The 17,197-nt window shown below is 53.4% G+C and carries 16 protein-coding genes and 1 other annotated feature; of the genes, 3 read left to right on the forward strand and 13 right to left on the reverse strand.

Translation table 11 applies throughout. The annotated features are described in order from the left end of the window. Window positions 1-209: 209 nt before the first annotated feature. The 5 genes from pulA to pepV all read right to left on the reverse strand — a co-directional run bounded on the left by pulA (window position 210) and on the right by pepV (window position 6,715). Entirely contained in the window at window positions 210-2,390 is a 2,181-nt protein-coding gene (gene pulA, locus IC804_RS05970; RefSeq protein ID WP_081157200.1) for a type I pullulanase, read from the reverse strand. Between the two features lie 105 nt (window positions 2,391-2,495). Beyond that, window positions 2,496-3,437, reverse strand: coding sequence for a hypothetical protein (locus tag IC804_RS05975; protein ID WP_008880932.1), 942 nt, complete (start codon window positions 3,435-3,437; stop codon window positions 2,496-2,498). A gap of 11 nt (window positions 3,438-3,448) precedes the next feature. After that, window positions 3,449-4,027 (reverse strand): RNA 2',3'-cyclic phosphodiesterase, encoded by a 579-nt coding sequence (gene thpR, locus IC804_RS05980; protein ID WP_060476118.1) that lies wholly within the window; start codon window positions 4,025-4,027, stop codon window positions 3,449-3,451. Continuing rightward, window positions 4,024-5,220, reverse strand: a complete 1,197-nt coding sequence (locus IC804_RS05985; RefSeq protein ID WP_060476119.1) for an MFS transporter — start codon at window positions 5,218-5,220, stop codon at window positions 4,024-4,026. The genes thpR and IC804_RS05985 overlap by 4 nt, the downstream gene beginning before the upstream one ends. Before the next feature lie 82 nt (window positions 5,221-5,302). Next, window positions 5,303-6,715 (reverse strand): dipeptidase PepV, encoded by a 1,413-nt coding sequence (gene pepV, locus IC804_RS05990; protein WP_078172648.1) that lies wholly within the window; start codon window positions 6,713-6,715, stop codon window positions 5,303-5,305. Between the two features lie 249 nt (window positions 6,716-6,964). Between pepV and IC804_RS05995 the strand changes: the two genes are divergently transcribed. Next, on the forward strand, window positions 6,965-7,186 hold the full coding sequence (locus IC804_RS05995; protein WP_008880936.1) for a DeoR family transcriptional regulator: 222 nt from the start codon (window positions 6,965-6,967) through the stop codon (window positions 7,184-7,186). 97 nt (window positions 7,187-7,283) lie between these two features. Here the strand turns inward: IC804_RS05995 and IC804_RS06000 are convergent, their stop codons facing one another. Then, complete coding sequence (locus IC804_RS06000) at window positions 7,284-8,030, reverse strand: pseudouridine synthase (RefSeq protein ID WP_008880937.1); 747 nt, start codon at window positions 8,028-8,030, stop codon at window positions 7,284-7,286. A 102-nt stretch (window positions 8,031-8,132) separates the two neighbouring features. Here IC804_RS06000 and IC804_RS06005 point away from each other — a divergent pair, with 102 nt between their 5' ends. Next, window positions 8,133-8,333 carry a prefoldin domain-containing protein gene (locus tag IC804_RS06005; protein WP_008880938.1) on the forward strand — a complete coding sequence of 67 codons (201 nt, stop codon included), beginning with the start codon at window positions 8,133-8,135 and terminating at the stop codon, window positions 8,331-8,333. A gap of 105 nt (window positions 8,334-8,438) precedes the next feature. On the opposite strand, the gene IC804_RS06010 is transcribed toward IC804_RS06005, so the two are convergent. Then, window positions 8,439-10,064 (reverse strand): putative polysaccharide biosynthesis protein, encoded by a 1,626-nt coding sequence (locus tag IC804_RS06010; RefSeq protein ID WP_060476120.1) that lies wholly within the window; start codon window positions 10,062-10,064, stop codon window positions 8,439-8,441. Window positions 10,065-10,178: 114 nt separating this feature from the next. On the opposite strand from IC804_RS06010, the gene IC804_RS06015 reads away from it, so the two are divergent. After that, a complete protein-coding gene (locus IC804_RS06015; RefSeq protein WP_060476121.1) occupies window positions 10,179-11,480 on the forward strand; it encodes a BaiN/RdsA family NAD(P)/FAD-dependent oxidoreductase in 1,302 nt (433 codons plus the stop codon). Between the two features lie 132 nt (window positions 11,481-11,612). Here the strand turns inward: IC804_RS06015 and IC804_RS06020 are convergent, their stop codons facing one another. The 6 genes from IC804_RS06020 to IC804_RS06045 all read right to left on the reverse strand — a co-directional run bounded on the left by IC804_RS06020 (window position 11,613) and on the right by IC804_RS06045 (window position 17,079). Continuing rightward, window positions 11,613-11,792 carry a sporulation protein Cse60 gene (locus IC804_RS06020; protein WP_008880941.1) on the reverse strand — a complete coding sequence of 60 codons (180 nt, stop codon included), beginning with the start codon at window positions 11,790-11,792 and terminating at the stop codon, window positions 11,613-11,615. Window positions 11,793-12,029: 237 nt separating this feature from the next. Then, window positions 12,030-12,344, reverse strand: coding sequence for a rhodanese-like domain-containing protein (locus IC804_RS06025; protein ID WP_029760579.1), 315 nt, complete (start codon window positions 12,342-12,344; stop codon window positions 12,030-12,032). A 63-nt stretch (window positions 12,345-12,407) separates the two neighbouring features. Further along, window positions 12,408-14,825, reverse strand: coding sequence for a leucine--tRNA ligase (gene leuS, locus IC804_RS06030; RefSeq protein ID WP_008880943.1), 2,418 nt, complete (start codon window positions 14,823-14,825; stop codon window positions 12,408-12,410). 76 nt (window positions 14,826-14,901) lie between these two features. After that, window positions 14,902-15,126: a binding site (T-box leader), on the reverse strand. A gap of 79 nt (window positions 15,127-15,205) precedes the next feature. Then, window positions 15,206-16,405 carry an MDR family MFS transporter gene (locus tag IC804_RS06035; protein WP_008880944.1) on the reverse strand — a complete coding sequence of 400 codons (1,200 nt, stop codon included), beginning with the start codon at window positions 16,403-16,405 and terminating at the stop codon, window positions 15,206-15,208. A gap of 116 nt (window positions 16,406-16,521) precedes the next feature. After that, on the reverse strand, window positions 16,522-16,686 hold the full coding sequence (locus tag IC804_RS06040) for a hypothetical protein (protein WP_008880945.1): 165 nt from the start codon (window positions 16,684-16,686) through the stop codon (window positions 16,522-16,524). Window positions 16,687-16,815: 129 nt separating this feature from the next. Further along, window positions 16,816-17,079, reverse strand: a complete 264-nt coding sequence (locus IC804_RS06045) for a YtzC family protein (protein ID WP_011888007.1) — start codon at window positions 17,077-17,079, stop codon at window positions 16,816-16,818. Between the last annotated feature and the right edge of the window lie 118 nt (window positions 17,080-17,197).

The following is a 17,197-nucleotide window of genomic DNA, read 5'->3' on the forward strand; positions in this document are numbered from 1 at the left end:
TAAAAAATAGAAAACGTGTCCGTTTGCTTCTTCTTGTGCACAAATAAAAAGGACGGCCGTGCCGCGTCCTTCTTCCGTCCGTCTTACTTGTATTATACTGAAATACCGCCCCGGCATGCAAACATTTTTCTTACCAAGACACTTGCATAAAACTGCCAAAGTCTGCACAGCAAAACAAAAGGGAAGGAGTTTTCCCATTGGGATTCCGCTCATCCCGCATTTTCATCGGCATTCATCGCTTCTGTTCTGACAAGCACCCATGTACCGATACCGTCAAGGTCAACAACATGGCGCACCCGTCGGAGCGGAATCGTCCCGCTTTGCTCTCCGTCGCAGACGACGTCCCATTCTTCTTGATCGGGAAGAACAATTGTCTCCGATTTCTCTTCATGATGGTGAATGACAATGATGTCCCCCCACGGCCCGTAGACGGCGACATCGCGCAGCCAATAAGCGATCACTGACGGCGGGGTTGGTTCAAGAAACTCGAAATGGCGCAACACCTCCGCCTCTGTCGCGAGGCGAAACGCACCGTGCGCCCGACGAAGAGCGATCAGCCCTTGAACATAGCGAACGTCGTTTTCATAGCGGCTTTTCTGCTCCCAATCGATCCAATTCACCTCATCAGGTGCCTGATAGCTGTTGCCATCTCCCCCTTTTGTCCGATAAAACTCCTGACCGCTATGCAAAAATGGAATCCCTTGCGCCAATAGAACGATCGCCGTGGCGAGCTTTTGCCGTTTGCGCCTAATCGCTTCTGATTCGTAGCCGTTCGCAACTTCCATCTTATCCCAAAAAGTATGATTATCATGACATTCTACATAGTTCAACGATTGGAGTGGATGACAAAACAGCCCGCCTAACGCCCGCAAGCTGCCGGCGATGACCGTTTTCGCCTGTTCGCGCCCGCTTGCATCGCCGAGTGCAAAGCCGCGGCTTGGCAAATGGAACGTGCTTCCTTTGATCGTATCGCGGAACCGATCATTGAAATAGGCAATGCGCGGCAACTTCCAAGCGTTGGCCATCGTCGCTTTTTGCTCTGGCGCAAGCGGTGTCGGCAAGTCCCAACCTTCCCCATACACGAGAATCGATGGATCGATTGCATCGAGAGCGTCACGCACGACTTTCATCGTCTCTATATCATGCACACCCATCAAATCGAAACGAAATCCATTAATGCCGTACTCTTTCGCCCAAAAGATGACCGAATCGACGATCCACCGACGGGCCATCCGCCGCTCAGAAGCGATGTCGTTGCCGACGCCGGTGCCGTTGGCTGGCTGGCCATACGCATCATAGCGGAAATAATACCCGGGAACAAGCTTCTCCAGTGATGACTGCTCCCGATCGTAGACATGGTTATATACCGCATCCATGACAACACGCAAACCATTTTCGTGCAGCGTTCGAATCATTTGTTTTAATTCAACAATGCGCGCGTAAGGATCGGTCGGATCGGTTGCATAACTTCCTTCCGGTGCATATAGATGAAGTGGATTGTATCCCCAGTTATACGAGGCTGACGGATCGCGTTCATCAACTCCAGCAAAATCGGTAAACGGCATAATCTGCACATGGGTGACACCCAGCTCTTTTAAATAGGAAAGCCCGGTCGATGTTCCGTTCGGCCCACTTGTATTCGCTTCCGACAACCCAAGATACTTCCCTTTATGGGCGGCACCGCTGTCGGGGTGGCTCGTAAAATCACGGATGCTTAATTCGTAAATAATGGCGTCAGTCGGTGATGTGAGCGGCGGCAACGGACGAGCGGATGGTGCGAGCTTCGTCTTTTCCCAGTCGATGATCACGCCATACTCACCATTGATGGAAACAGCGGTCGCATATGGATCCACTGCCTCGCGCCATACGCGGTTAATGCAGGCAACATACGTATAATACGTTCGTTCCCAGTCGCCGGGTACGACCGCCGACCATACACCGCGCTCCCCTCGCTCAAGTGGCACATAGCGGGCATCACCGCTATCTGGGTGGATCAACTTGACGTTGACGGCGGTTGCCGTCGGTGCCCAGACGCGGAACACCGTTTGCTCCTTCGTGTAGTCCACTCCTAGCTTTCCTTCGTAAAAAAATTGATCATCGAACGCCGGCGTCCGCACGACAGCACCGATTTGCACATCGGTTCTCTCCCCCGAACGGGCACGAACCCAATAGGTCGCCCCAAACTCGAACGCAGACGCAAATCGACATACATATTTCACCATATCGCCTAAGTCCTCGAGCTGCTGCACGGAAAGCGGAATTTCCTCTCCGCTCGGTGCCACCATCGTAAATGGCGCCATCTCGTCAGGGCAACACGACTTCGGTACAAGCACGGTCAATTGATCCATCTCGTCCAAATAGGCGACAAACGTTCGGTTAATATGAAGCATATTGGCTCACCCCCTTTGTGGCCTCCCGTTACTACTATCATACGCAAAAGAAAAAGGGCGGTGCCAAAAAATCGGCCGGTTCGCCCCATCGATGCACAGATGCTTTTATTGTTGCCATTCTTCGTTGTAAATATTCCCATCAAGGCGGGGGCTGTAAAAACTGGCGCAGTGGCCAAGCAACGCCTCAGCCGCCTTCAACTGCTGATGCCGAAGCGGAAGGGCTGAGCGGCGCAAGCGGGAAAACCATTGTTCATAATTTCGTTTATCAATATAGTGAACAAAAGGAAAAAGATTGCTATGGTCAATGTAGCCATAGCGGTTTAACAGCACAAGATGAATCGGCCAATCGATTTGATGTTTTTGGAAAATATCAGAAACGACTTGCCCTGTCCGGCGCAGCGACACGACCGGGTTCACCCGCTTAACCTCTTTCATTCCGGCCCGCTCCGTCCAAAACCGGTCTGCGGATACGATCACAATATTGTCCGGACTTCCCTCGACAAAGGCGATGCACCAAGCCGCCGTCGGCGTCAGGATGACCGTCTCGAGCTCGACCTGCGCCTTACCGGCCATAACGACCGGCTGGTAAAAACATAAATACGTATCCGGAAACCGCTGCAAAAAATACTTCAACGTTTCATCGCGATACAGCTCGTCGTCAAGCGGAGAAACGTACATCATCGTCGAACTGGCCCATTTCAGCTGAAGCTGAAACAATTCGTCAAGAAATTGACGCTTCAGCTCCTCAACGGTGGCCGCACGGTTGACCATCGCAATAGCGGCTGGCGCCTCTTCTTCCTCTTCCAATGCCGTGTCGCGCCGCCACCGCTTTACGAGCCGTTCCCACCATGATGGTTCGTTAAGCAAAAAATCCCACGTCTCTTCCGTGCCCGTTTGAACGCTCATGCCAGCATCGTGTGCCGCTTCCCACCGTGCTTTCGCCTGTTCCCACTGCCGTTGTTTCAGCCGGATAAATTCCGGCACATAATAATACACATCCGTTTCATAGCGGGAGATACAATCCCGCATTTTCACAAGCTGTCCCATACCCTCACCTACTATTGGTTGCCCTCCGCCGGTGCACCCAGCAGCGGAAACGAGGCGATCACTTCATATTTTGGCGTCTGGTGCATATTTGTCCGGTATAGCACAATCTCCGGCACCGAAAACACCGCCGAAGCCGCCGGAAGCATACCGAGCATTTCCGGCTTAAACGGCTCGGCGCCTTGCCATTTGCGAGCGATCGTAATATGCGGGGCAAACGGCCGCCGGTCGAGAGAAAAACCGAGCGTTAAGCAAGCCTCATACACATCGCGCCGCAGCGCATTGAGCGTTTCCTCCGCTTTGACTCCTTGCCAAAAAATGCGGGGCGCTGTGCGCTCTCCGAACGTTCCGAGCCCGTCAAGTTGAAGGGAAAACGGAGCGTAGCGGGCTGCGGCTGCCGCTACCTTTTCACATAGCAGGTCCATTTTCTGTGGCGGCACATCCCCTAAAAATGCAAGGGTAATATGGTAGTCTTGTTCATGCACCCATGTACGGAACGGAAGCGATGATGCCATATCGCCCGCAAAACGGGCAATCGCTTGTTTCGCCTCCGCCGTCAGCGGAACGGCAATAAAATAATGGTTGCGTTTCATCCTCTCTCACCTGCCGATTGGTCGTCTCGTTCTAGTTTGGCAAGCCAAAGCAATACGAACACGCCAGCGAGCGTGCAAGCGCCAAAAAACAAATAAACCGTGCCAATGTGCCACCGCTCAAGCAAATACCCGCCCAAAAGCGTGCAAAACCAAGCGCCAAGGCCGTTGCTGACTGCCGAGTAAAGGGACACCGCCGTCACCTGCACCCGCTCTGGCACCAAGCGACGCGCATATTGGAGCGCGGTCGGAATCGACAGTCCAACGGAGCAGCCTTGCACGATCGTTGTCATATAGACAAACCAAAGCGGTGGATCGGCGGCATATGACAGCCAGCGGACCGCCGATATTAGCGCCGCCAAAATAAGTAGGCGCGCCATGCCAAACCGGCGGATGAGCCGATCCGTCGCTTTCATAAACGGCGCCTCACTTCCGGCAGCAAGCAAAAAGGCGAAGCCGACGCCAGTCAGCGTACCGCCGAGTTCATGAATCAACAGCCCGAAATACGAATTGTTGGCCAAAATCGGACCGAACAACAAAAACGCGGCCGTCAACAACAGTCGAAACGGGCGGAGCGAAAGCAGTCCGCCGATGTCACGCCACGTCAACCTCCCTGTCGACACCGCCGTCCGGTAGCGCGGCAGGCGAGCAGTCAACGCGGCTGCAGCTAACATCGCAAGCGAAAACGCATAAAAAATGACCGCAAAGGCGATACGTTCGGATAGCCATCCGACGACAAACACCGCCACAGCAAAGCCGATCGATCCCCATAACCGAATGGAGCCGTAGTTTCCGCCCTGTTCGTGGACATGGCGAAGGGCGAGGCTGTCCGAAATCGGAACGACAGCGCTCTGCGCCGCCGAAAGCAGCACCGTCAACGCAACAAAGGCTTCGTAACTGCCGGCGAATGAATACATGAGTCCGAACAACGCCGTCAAAACGAGCGTGATCATTAATATCCCGACCGGTTTGCGCGTATAGTCAGTCACCATGCCCCAAAGCGGTTGGGCGGCCATCGTCACGATCGGGGTGAGCGACATAATCCAACCGATGGCCGTCCCCGACAGGCGCGCTTCTTCCTGCAAATAGACAGACAAAAGCGGAGACAGCGCCCCAATGGCAAAAAAGATCAGAAAATAAAAGAGCGGAAACACCGTTTTTCGCGCCGCTGCTTCCCGTTTTAAGGCTGCTTCCATCCCGTTCTCCCCTTTCCTTGTCACAACATTGCTGTCTTGTGGGGCAACCATTCTATTTCTTAAGCCGTTCCGAAGCAGCGGTTTATTTGGCCAGCTCATAGATCGCCTGAGCGTAAATGGCAGTCGCTTTCACTAAATCGTCAATCTCGACATATTCATCTTTTTGATGGGCGACATCAGGGCGGCCAGGAAACAAAGCACCGAACGCCACCCCGGCGGTCAACGAGCGGGCATACGTGCCGCCGCCAATCGCCAACAGCCGACCAGGCTCACCGGTTTGTTCTTCATAGATGCGTTGAAGCGTGCGGATCCACTCATGATCCGGATCGACGTAATGCGGTTTCGTATCATGGAAACGCCCGAGCGTCAGGCCGCGTTCAACAGCCACGTTGGACAACGTTTGACGGATCGTTTCCCCGTCGGCCGTCACCGGATAGCGAATGTTCAACCCGATGGTCCCGCCCTGCGCACGGTCGTATGACAACACGCCGACATTCACGGTCAGCTCACCGCTCCGCTCATCCCGATACGCCAGACCGAGCTTCCGTCCGCGCGTGTCGCCGAAAAACGAGGACGCCACAAACTGGACAAACGGCCGGCTACCGCCATCTAGCGGAAGGCTCGCTAAAAATTGCGCCAAGTAGACGCCGGCATTTTTGCCGCGCTCCGGTTCGGCGCCATGAGCAGCCACTCCTTCCAGCGTAAGCACAGCCGCTTCGCCGCTATGGCGGATGTTCCCGTTTAATCCGTGGTCACGGCAAAAGCGCTCATACCGGCTAGACCATTCCTCCAGCCCGGCTCCTTCGACAACGGCTTCGGCCGCATCAGGCACCATATTGTAACGGCGGCCTGCTTGAAACGAGCAAAGCGTCATTTCTCCCGTTTCTTCGCTCCCCGTCAGCCGATATTGCAAATCAGCGTCAATAATCCCTTTTTCCGCATAAATAATCGGAAAATCAGCGTCCGGGACAAACCCAATGTCCGGCATCTCTTCATGCTTGAAATAATGGTCGACACACCGCCAATCGCTTTCCTCATCCCCTCCGATGATGAGACGAACCCGCTTGCTCAGCGGCAGGCCGAGTTCTTTCACGATTTTCATTGCGTAAAACGCAGCGATGGTCGGCCCTTTGTCATCGATGGCCCCACGCCCGTAAATGCGGCCGTCCCTCACATGAGCGGAGAACGGATCAACCGTCCAGCCATCCCCGGGCGGCACGACGTCGATATGGCCGAGCACACCGATAAGCTTCTCCCCTTGTCCCATTTCCACATGTCCGGCAAACCCGTCGACGTTTTTGACGCGAAACCCTTCCGCTTGACCGCGGGTTAACATATAATCGAGCGCTTCTGCCACTTTCAGTCCAAACGGCGCTCCTGGCTGCGCCTCGCTGTCATCACGAACGCTCGGAATGCGGACAAGCGCTTGCACATCGCGAACTAAATCGTCTTTCCGTTTCCGTGCCTCCTCAATCCAGTTGATGTTCAACGTCATTCTCCCTTTCTTTTTATCACTCTTTGTTGCCAACGTATCATATCAAAAAAAGGTTGTCAAAATTTTTCATTTGTCACAACTTCGTTTCATTTTTGCTACAAAATGTTTAAATTTTTCGTGAATATGTGCAAACGGGTAGCATTTCCCCAGCCATTTCGTGTACAATGGTAGTAAACAGATAAAAGACATCTCTCATCTAAAAGCTGTCGGTTGTGCCATGCGAATGATGCTAAGATAGGGAGTGGTCTTTTGAAACCTTCAACACACCGGATGCTTACCCGTATTAAATCCGTGTATATGTACATTAGCGAAAAAGGAACGGTTACGACCCAAGAACTTGTTGATGAGTTCGGCACCACCCCACGAACAATCCAGCGTGACTTAAACGTGCTTATGTACAATGATCTCGTTCGCAGCCCGAGCAAGGGCAAATGGACGACCACGAACAAAAAAGTGCGTATCTCTTCTTGAGCGGTGCCAACAGGGCAAAACAGGATGAGAGATGAATGCAGAATGTCTTTTCATAACGAACGAATATTCTTCACTTTTTCATAAAAAAGGAACCGTCTCAGGTTCCTTTTTTTTCATCCGCGTCCGCCCGATATTGCTTCAGCATCTCCACCTCTTCATCTGTCAATTCCCGATACTCGCCAACCGCTAAATTCGGATCGAGAGAAAGCGGCCCCATTTGCACCCGTTTCAAATAAACGACCCGCTTGCCGACCGCTTGAAACATCCGTTTCACCTGATGAAATTTCCCTTCTGTAATTGTCACTTCGACATCGGAACGCAGGCCGGATTTCAACACGACAAGCTCGGCCGGCTTCGTCTCATAGCCGTCATCGAGCACCACACCGCGCCGAAACGCCTCCACATCGTCTTCCGTCACCTCGCCATCAATGACGGCAAAGTACGTTTTCGGCACATGTTTTTTCGGCGCCAACAGCTGATGGGCGAGCTGTCCATCATTCGTCAACAACAGAAGCCCTTCCGTGTCTTTGTCGAGCCGCCCGACTGGAAACGGGTCAAACAGCCGATCTTCCTCTTCAAGCAAATCAACGACCGTCTCTTCCACAGCGTCTTCCGTCGCTGAGATGACGCCGGGGGGCTTGTTCATCATCAAATAAATGAACTGTTTATACTCGACCGTTTCTCCCCAGACGGTCACCGTCTGCTCGTCCGGCCGCACTTTCGTTTTCGGATCATAGACAGCAGCGCCATCCACTTTCACCAAGCCGGACTTCAGCAGCTTTTTTACTTCCTTCCTCGTCCCATAGCCCATATGGGCGAGCAGCTTGTCAATGCGCAGTTCCACGAAACTCCCTCCTAAAATATTCCTCTATTGGGCGTTTATCTAGTCCGCTTTTGCCTCCTCACCATACACTATGAGGGAAAGATACAGAAAGGAGATGTGTCGATGAACGAGTATTACTATTATGTTCCGACGTTTGACGATTACCGTCAACAGCCAGCAGGCCAGTTCTTGCCCATATGGCAATTTACCAACTGGGCGCGACGCATCGAGCAGCTCGAGCGCAATGTCGAACGGCTCAACCGGCAGCTCGAACGGGTGGACAGACGCCTCGATCGCATCGAGCGCCGACTCGGCCTTGCATAAACCGATGAGAAAGAAGGCGGATCACAAGACCGCCTTCTTCTCGTTTTGGCCATAAATCCGCCACTGCCAACGCAGATAGCGAAACCGGGAACTGATGAGCAAGAATTATGACACGGCCTTTTTCTCTTTCCGACGCCAAAAAGCAAACCGGTCGCCAAATAGCGCCACAAACAGCCCGGAGCGAATGCTGAGAAACAAGTACACCACCGCACCGGCCGCCACGCCAATCGCAGCAACGAACACCGCCTCCGCCGTTCCCTGGCGATAATCGACCCACTGCCCGACCAACGCCGCAACGACCATCACGGTCACCGACATCAACGCCGTCAAAATGGCCATAAACACCGTTCGGCGAAGGACAAAACGATAGCGATAGCGGGTGTACCGTTGAATCACCCATAAGTTGAACGCCACCGAGACGAAATACCCGGCCATCGTCGCAACAATGGCACCAACCGTCGCCCATTTCATAATCAACAGTGTGTTAAGCGACAGTTTCACAAGCAGGCCGGCCGCTAAACTAATGACCGTAAACCGCTGCTGGTTAATGCCTTGCATAATCGCGGACGTCACGGAAAATAACGCGTACAAAATCGCCGCTGGGGCGTACCAACGCAACACTTGCTCACCGAGCGGGTCATAGCTGTAAAACGAGCTGTACATCGGACCAGCGAGCACCGCCATGCCGATCACCGCTGGCATCGTTAAAAACATCAGCACTTGGAACGTCTGGTTCAAATATTGCCGCATGGCCCTCCGGTTTTGTTCAACATGTGCTTTCGTGATCGTCGGAATGAGCGCCAAGCTGAACGAGGTCGCCAACGTCACCGGGATGATGACGAGCTTTTGCGCCCACATATTGAACACCGAATATGCGTGTTCCGATATTTTTCCCAACCCTGCGGCAGCCATCGCGTGGTTGAACGTAAACTGATCGATGAGCTGATAAAGCGACATCGATAAGCCGACAAAGACGAACGGAATCGAAGAAAGGAGCAACTCCTTATACATCGCCGGGAGCGACACGCTCACTTCGCCGCGGTCGCGCTCGAGCAAGGAGCGCAAATACGGACGCCGCTTCCACCAATACACAACGAGCACCAACAACCCGCCGGCGGCGCCGACAAACGCGGCAAACGTCGCTGCACTCACGGCGGTGACGATCGAGCCGTCCCACATACGTAAAATGACATAACAAGCCCCAAGCAAAAAGGCAATGCGCACAACTTGTTCGACGACTTGCGACAACGCTGTCGGCCCCATCGATTCGTGTCCTTGGAAAAAGCCGCGGATCAAGCTCATCATCGGCACGATGATGAGCGCAAAACTGACCGCGCGAATGACAGCGACAACGTCATCGACCGAGTTGACGTTCGTTTCTGCATCGATCACATGTGGAGCCAAAATGGGCGCGAGCCCGTACAAAATGAGCCATGAGGCAATACCGCTCACCAACATAAGCACGAGGCCGGAGCGAAAGAGCGTATAGCCGACGCGGTATTCCTCAAGGGCATTGTATTTTGACACAAATTTCGATACGGCGACCGGCAGCCCGGCCGTCGCCAAACTTAAAAAAATTTGGTAAGGCACATAGCCGTATCCGTACAGCGCCCCACCCCGCTCACCGACAAGGTGATAAAACGGAATGACGTAAAACAAGCCGAGAAGGCGGGAAATCATCACACCAGCAGTTAAAATAAATGTGCCGCGCAGCAATTTCGATGTTGACATATGATCCCTTCCCTAACCGTGGACGTTGAAAATCGCAACATTCCTATTTTATCATAGTTGGCAACGGAACGAAAAACATTGTCTGCTTGTAGACAACGAAAGGATGGAATCCATATGGGATATGACGTCATCATCATCGGCGGCGGCCCGTCCGGGCTCATGGCGGCGATCGCTGCTGGGGAACAAGGAGCGAACGTACTGCTGTTGGAAAAAGGAACAAAGCTCGGGCGCAAGCTTGCCATCTCCGGCGGTGGGCGCTGCAATGTCACGAACCGGCTGCCGATCGATGAAATCGTCCGCCACATTCCCGGCAACGGCCGCTTTTTATACAGCGCCTTTTCCGTATTTAACAATGAAGATATCATCCGCTTTTTCGAACGGCTTGGCGTGCCGCTGAAAGAAGAAGACCATGGCCGCATGTTTCCCAAAAGCGACAGCGCCCAATCCGTCGTAACAGCACTCGTGAACGAACTCGGCCGGCTTAAAGTCGATATCCGGCTTGAGGCGCCGGTTGAGGATGTTCTGTATGAGCACGGAAAAACGGTCGGCGTCAAGCTAAAAAGCGGGGAGACAATCGCAGCAAACGCCGTCGTTGTCGCAGTCGGGGGCAAATCCGTGCCGCAAACCGGCTCAACCGGCGACGGCTATCCTTGGGCGGAAAAAGCCGGTCATACGGTGACTGAGCTGTTTCCGACCGAAGTGCCGATCGTATCGAACGAGCCGTTCATCAAAAACCGGACGCTGCAAGGACTGTCGTTGCGCGATGTGGCGCTGAGCGTCTTAAAGCCGAACGGCAAGCCGCTCATCACCCACCGAATGGACATGCTGTTTACCCATTTCGGTATTTCCGGCCCGGCCGCTCTCCGCTGCAGCCAATTTGTTGTCAAAGCGCTGAAAAAAGCTTCGGACGGCACGGTCGCCATGAGCATCGATGCGCTGCCGGATCTCACGCAAGAAGAGCTGTTTCAACGCTTAGCCAAATTATGCAAACAAGAACCGAAAAAAGCGGTAAAAAACATCGCCAAAACGGTGCTGCCGGAACGATACGCCGCCTTTTTGCTGGAGCGAAGCGGCATCGACCTGCAAGCGGCCGCCGGAACGGTGAGTCATGAAGCGCTGCGGGCGTTCGTCCGCTGTTGCAAACAGTTTACGTTTCACGTCCATGGCACGCTGTCCATCGAAAAAGCGTTCGTGACCGGAGGCGGTGTGTCAGTGAAAGAAATTGAGCCAAAAACGATGGCATCCAAATGTATGGGCGGTCTATATTTTTGCGGCGAAATTTTGGACATCCACGGCTATACGGGCGGCTACAACATCACCGCCGCCTTGGTGACCGGGCGGCTCGCCGGCATGAACGCCGCTCGCTATGCGTTGGAAGTGAAAAGCAGAGGAAGCATCGGCGCGGACAGCCGTTGATTGACGGCATACCAAACTAGGCGCAGCCGCTTTCCCACCGCCGGGGTGGACAACGGCTGACAGAAAGCTGGAAAGCCTCTTACAGACAGCTCGACCTTCCGGCTCCGCCTGCAACCGGGGCGGCCCGGCAAATTACGTCCGGTAAATGACCATGGCAGAAAAGCAATAAATTTGCTCGCCCTCTGATTCCATCGCCGCCACGCTGTATTTGACATCAATCAACTGCCCGTCTTTCAAGCGGGCTAAAAAATCATTGACGGCCGCCTCTAAATCTTTTTCATGTTCTTTGTCAAACACTTTCACTTTATACATGGCGATCGCCCTCCGTTTTTCTTTTTCCATTTCCACAAGGCAAGGGAAAGTTCCTGCCTAAGGAACGAAACGGGCTCGCCTTCTCCTTTTCACTGAGTTGACGGATCGGTAGGGCGGCACGTAACAAGCAGCGTGAAGCGAAAAAAAACGGCAGGCCGTCTTTACCGGCCATGCCGTTTTTTGTCCGTCTGCCAATCGCCCCGCCTGCCGGTTGACCGGCTAAGCGGAACCGTCACATTATTGCTTCGTCACTGTTTCCCCTTCCCACTCGAGCATGCCGCCGATCATGTTGCAGACGCGGTAGCCAAGCTCCTGCAAATAGCGGCAGACGTTTTCGCTCCGCCGCCCGGAGCGGCAGACGAAAATGTATTCTTCCTCCTTGTCGAGTTCGTCCAATCGGTTCGGAATATCGCCCATTTTGATATGTTTGGCACCTGGAATCATGCCGAGAGCGACTTCCTCGTCTTCACGCACATCGACAATGTTCAGCTTTTCGCCGCGTTCAAGCTTTTCTTTCACTTCCGCCGCGGTGATTTCCTTGATTTCTTCCATCCAAGTTCGCTCCTTTCATCCATATAAGAGGGTGGCAGCGGACTGCCCGCCCCACCCGTCTCGTTAGTTGGCGACGATATTGACGAGCTTACCAGGGACAGTGATCACCTTACGCACCGTTTTCCCTGCAAGCTGCTCTTTAATTTTTTCATCGGCGAGCGCCCGTTCTTCTAGCGCCTCTTTCGATAAGTCCGCCGGCACGTTCAGTTTCGCCCGCACTTTGCCATTGATTTGGATGACGATTTCAACGACGTCTTCGACGAGTTTCGCTTCGTCATATGTCGGCCATGGTTCATAGGCGATGGTGTCAGTATGGCCGAGCTTTTGCCAGAGCTCTTCGCCAATATGCGGGCAAACCGGCGATAAGAGCTTGACGAACCCTTCCATATATTCTTTTTTCATCTGCTCCGCTTTATACGCTTCGTTAATGAACACCATCAGCTGCGAAATGGCAGTGTTGAAGCGCAGCGCTTCGTAGTCTTCCGTCACCTTTTTCACCGTTTGATGGTAGACGCGCTCGAGCGTATCGTTCGCTGGCTCGTCAACGATGTTCGGGTTCAGTTGACCATCTTCGGTGACAAACAGGCGCCAGACGCGCTCTAAGAAACGGCGCGCTCCGTCAAGCCCTTTCGTCGACCAGGCGATCGACGCTTCAAGCGGCCCCATAAACATTTCATACAGCCGCAACGTATCCGCGCCATGGCTTTCGACGATATCATCCGGGTTGACGACATTGCCTTTCGATTTGCTCATTTTTTCATTGTTTTCGCCTAAGATCATCCCTTGGTTAAACAGCTTTTGGAACGGCTCTTTCGTCGGCACGATGCCAAGGTCGTACAACACTTTATGCCAGAAGCGAGCGTACAGCAAGTGCAAGACCGCATGCTCCGCCCCGCCGATGTAGACGTCAACCGGCAGCCATTGTTTCAACTTTTCCGGATCGGCGAGCTGTTTGTCGTTATGCGGGTCGATGTAGCGCAAATAATACCAGCAGCTTCCCGCCCATTGCGGCATCGTGTTTGTTTCACGCCGCCCTTTTTTCCCGGTTTTCGGATCAACAACATTGACCCATTCTTCGATGTTGGCGAGCGGCGATTCACCCGTTCCCGACGGTTTAATTTCATCCGTTTTCGGCAAGACAAGCGGCAATTCTTCTTCCGGCACCGTCGTCATCGTCCCGTCTTCCCAATGGATGACCGGAATCGGCTCACCCCAGTAGCGCTGGCGGCTGAACAACCAGTCGCGCAGCCGGTACGACACTTTCTTTTGTCCTTTTCCGTTTTCTTCAAGCCAGGCGATCATTTTTTCAATCGCTTCTTGTTTGTTCAAGCCGTTCAAAAACTCAGAGTTGATGTGCTCCCCGTCGCCAGTGTACGGCTCGTTTTCGACATTCCCGCCGGCAACGACTTCTTTAATCGGCAAGTTGAATGTTTTCGCAAACTCGTAGTCGCGCTCATCGTGCGCCGGTACAGCCATGATCGCCCCAGTGCCGTAGCCCATCAACACGTAGTCGGCGATCCAAATCGGCAGCTTGTCGCCGGTAACTGGATGGATGGCGTACGCACCAGTGAACACGCCTGTTTTTTCTTTCGCCAAGTCGGTGCGCTCGAGGTCGCTTTTGCTTTGCACTTCTTTTAAGTAAGCATCAACGGCTGGTTTTTGCTCCGGCGTTGTAATTTTCTCAACAAGCGGATGTTCCGGAGCCAACACTGCGTACGTGGCGCCAAACAGCGTATCTGGCCGCGTCGTAAATACTGTGAACGACTCGTCATGGCCGTCGACAGCAAACTCAATTTCCGCCCCTTCTGAACGGCCGATCCAGTTGCGTTGCATTTCTTTAATGCTTTCCGGCCAGTCAAGCTCCTCCAAATCTTCGAGCAGCCGGTCGGCATAGGCGGTAATTTTCAGCATCCATTGCCGCATCGGCTTGCGGATGACCGGATGCCCACCGCGCTCGCTCCGGCCGTTGATGACTTCTTCGTTCGCCAGCACGGTGCCAAGCGCCGGACACCAGTTGACCGGTACTTCGTCCATGTAGGCGAGCCCTTTTTCATACAGCTTCAAGAAAATCCATTGCGTCCATTTGTAATAGTTCGGATCAGTCGTGTTAATTTCCCGATCCCAGTCATACGAAAAACCAAGCGACTTAATTTGCCGGCGGAAGTTGTCGATGTTTTTTTGCGTAAATTCGGCCGGGTCGTTGCCGGTATCGAGCGCATATTGTTCTGCCGGCAATCCGAACGCGTCCCACCCCATCGGGTGAAGGACATTGTACCCTTGCATCCGCTTCATGCGCGCCAAAATATCGGTCGCCGTATACCCTTCCGGATGGCCGACGTGCAAGCCAGCGCCAGACGGATACGGAAACATATCCAACACGTAAAACTTCGGTTTATCGCTTTCATCCGGGGTGCGGAACGTTTTATGCTGTTCCCAATAATCCTGCCACTTTTTCTCAATTTCGCGATGGTTGAAACTCATCGTCGCACTCCTCCTCATCGATTTCTACTTTGCATCATTGACGGAAATATATATAAAAAAACCTCCCATCCCAATGAAAAGGGACGAGAGGCACAATTCCCGCGGTACCACCCTTTTTGGCGCGCCAATGGCGCACCCGCTTTGCTCCTTAACGCAGATTCACGGCAAGTGCTACGAGGCCGCGACCGCTCGCACCTGCAACTCCGAGGCGAGTTCACGAGCCGGCTTCGGTTGACTCGCACCGACCGTCAACTCTCTGCCGTCCGCCAGGCCCGTTACTGCTCCTCTTCACCGTTATTCGCTTTATCCTTCCTTTGCGTTCGAAACAACAAATTTAATTATTATTTTAAAAAATTTGTCGATCAATTGCAAGTCGAAATCTATACAGTCGCCGTCGTTTTTTTCTCGGCCTTCCCGACCGGCTTCGGCAGCCAGCGGTCGTACAACAGCGACGCGGCTACCGCTAACAACGCAAACGCAACGAGCAGCCCGATGAGCGGTTTCATTCCTAATTCATCAGCGACCCACCCGCCGATGACCGGTCCGATCATCCGTCCGACCATCGCCGTGCCGTTGACGATTCCTTGATAAAATCCAGCCTTCCCTTGTGGCGCCAGTTCGTTCACGACCGTTGGAATCACCGGCCAGACAACCATCTCAGCGATAGTGATGACCACCATTGAGGCGACAAACTCACCGAGCGAATCGGCGCCAAACAGCATGGCAAACGAAACGGCGAAAATGGCAAACCCGATCACCATTTGTCGTTTCATCCCCGGCATGAAGCGTCGAATCACCCGCGACAGCAACGGCTGCGCCAAGACGATCAACGCGCCGTTGATCGTCCAAAGCAAGCTATATTGCCGGACTGACAAATGAAACTCTCGCATATAAACGGCGATCGTCGTCGACCATTGGACATAGCCGATCCAACACAATCCATAGCCGACGCAAAGGAGAGCGAGCGCCCATCCGACGGCGCGGGATGTCGATGTTTTGACTTCTGCAGCTCGTTTTGTTTTCGGCGGGGGCAAAAGCGGGATACGCCGCAATCCGACCACGACAATCAACAAAAACGCAACATACAACAACAGATTGGCGAAAAAAACGAACGAAAAAGAATACGAAGCAACAAACCCGCCGAGCGCCGAACCGACGGCGACACCGAGGTTTTGCGCGACATACAAGGCGTTGAACGCCCGCCGTCCCCCTTCCGGCCAAATCGCCCCCGCATACGCCGATGACACCGGAAAAACGATGCCGCTGCCGATGCCAAGAAGCGCCAAAAACACCGCATAATGCGGCCAGCCGTGCCAAACGCTCAAAGCAGCCGAAGCGACCACCGTCGAACATGCCCCGACAAGAAGGGCGCGAAACCCGCCGATCCGATCAAACAAAACACCGCCGACTAAGCTGCCGATGACGCTGCCCCCTGAGTTGAGCATCAGCACCGCTCCCGCCACCGCCAGCGGTTGGCCAAGCTGTTCGTGCAAATAAATCGTATTGAGCGGCCATAAAAATGACCCCCCTGTCACATTGAGCACCATACCGATAAGCAGCCACCAAAGCGCGCGGGGCATCGGTCATCATCCTTTGCTTGATTTATTTCGTTTCCCAAAATAATTGTAGAGGGGAAAGGAAAAAAAAGCAATAAAAAAGAGGGCAACGTGATGCCCCCTCGTTTGTTCACCATGCTTCATCCGTTCCGCTGCTTGGAGCGAACCGGCTGGCCGCCTGTTTGTTCGTATTGTTTTTTCGCCAGTTTGACCGGATCGAAATCTTGGCCCAGCTCGAGATCGTTATTGTTTTGACCGTTGCGTGTTTTCTGTTCCGGGTTCGTTTGTTTCAGACGCCGCTTCATGTCGCATCATCCTCCCTTCTTTTTTCGTGTCGCATTTTGCCTTCTCTTCTCCCCTTTGCCAGGGGACGGGGCGCCCAACTTCGGAAACGCTTCCCCCTCCCCATCAAGGGCGTTCATTGACACCGCCTTTTAGCGGTCAAGCAAAATCATTTCGTTTTGCAGTTGCTCAAGCTGAAGCCGCATCCGATGCAGCTGCTCGCGCTGCTGGGCGTTGCAGCTTAACGCCAAGTGCGCCAAATCGTTGACGGTTTGCTCGAGCATTTGCTGGGCGTTTGTATATTCAATGAGATTATAATGTTCTTGTTTTTGCGCTTCTGTATATTGCTCTTTCGCAAAGCGGATCACATCTTCACACCGCTGCAAAAACTCCTCGACCGATTGTCTTGTTGCCATGCGTTCACCTCTTTTCATGATGTTCCCTCATGTTTACTATGCGCCGCCGGCGTCATCCGTATCACGTCAATGATTGGCAGCGATCGCTTTTTGCCGCCATTCATGGTACAATGCAAGG

The organism is Geobacillus sp. 47C-IIb, from assembly GCF_014679705.1.
In the GTDB taxonomy this organism is placed as follows: domain Bacteria; phylum Bacillota; class Bacilli; order Bacillales; family Anoxybacillaceae; genus Geobacillus; species Geobacillus thermodenitrificans.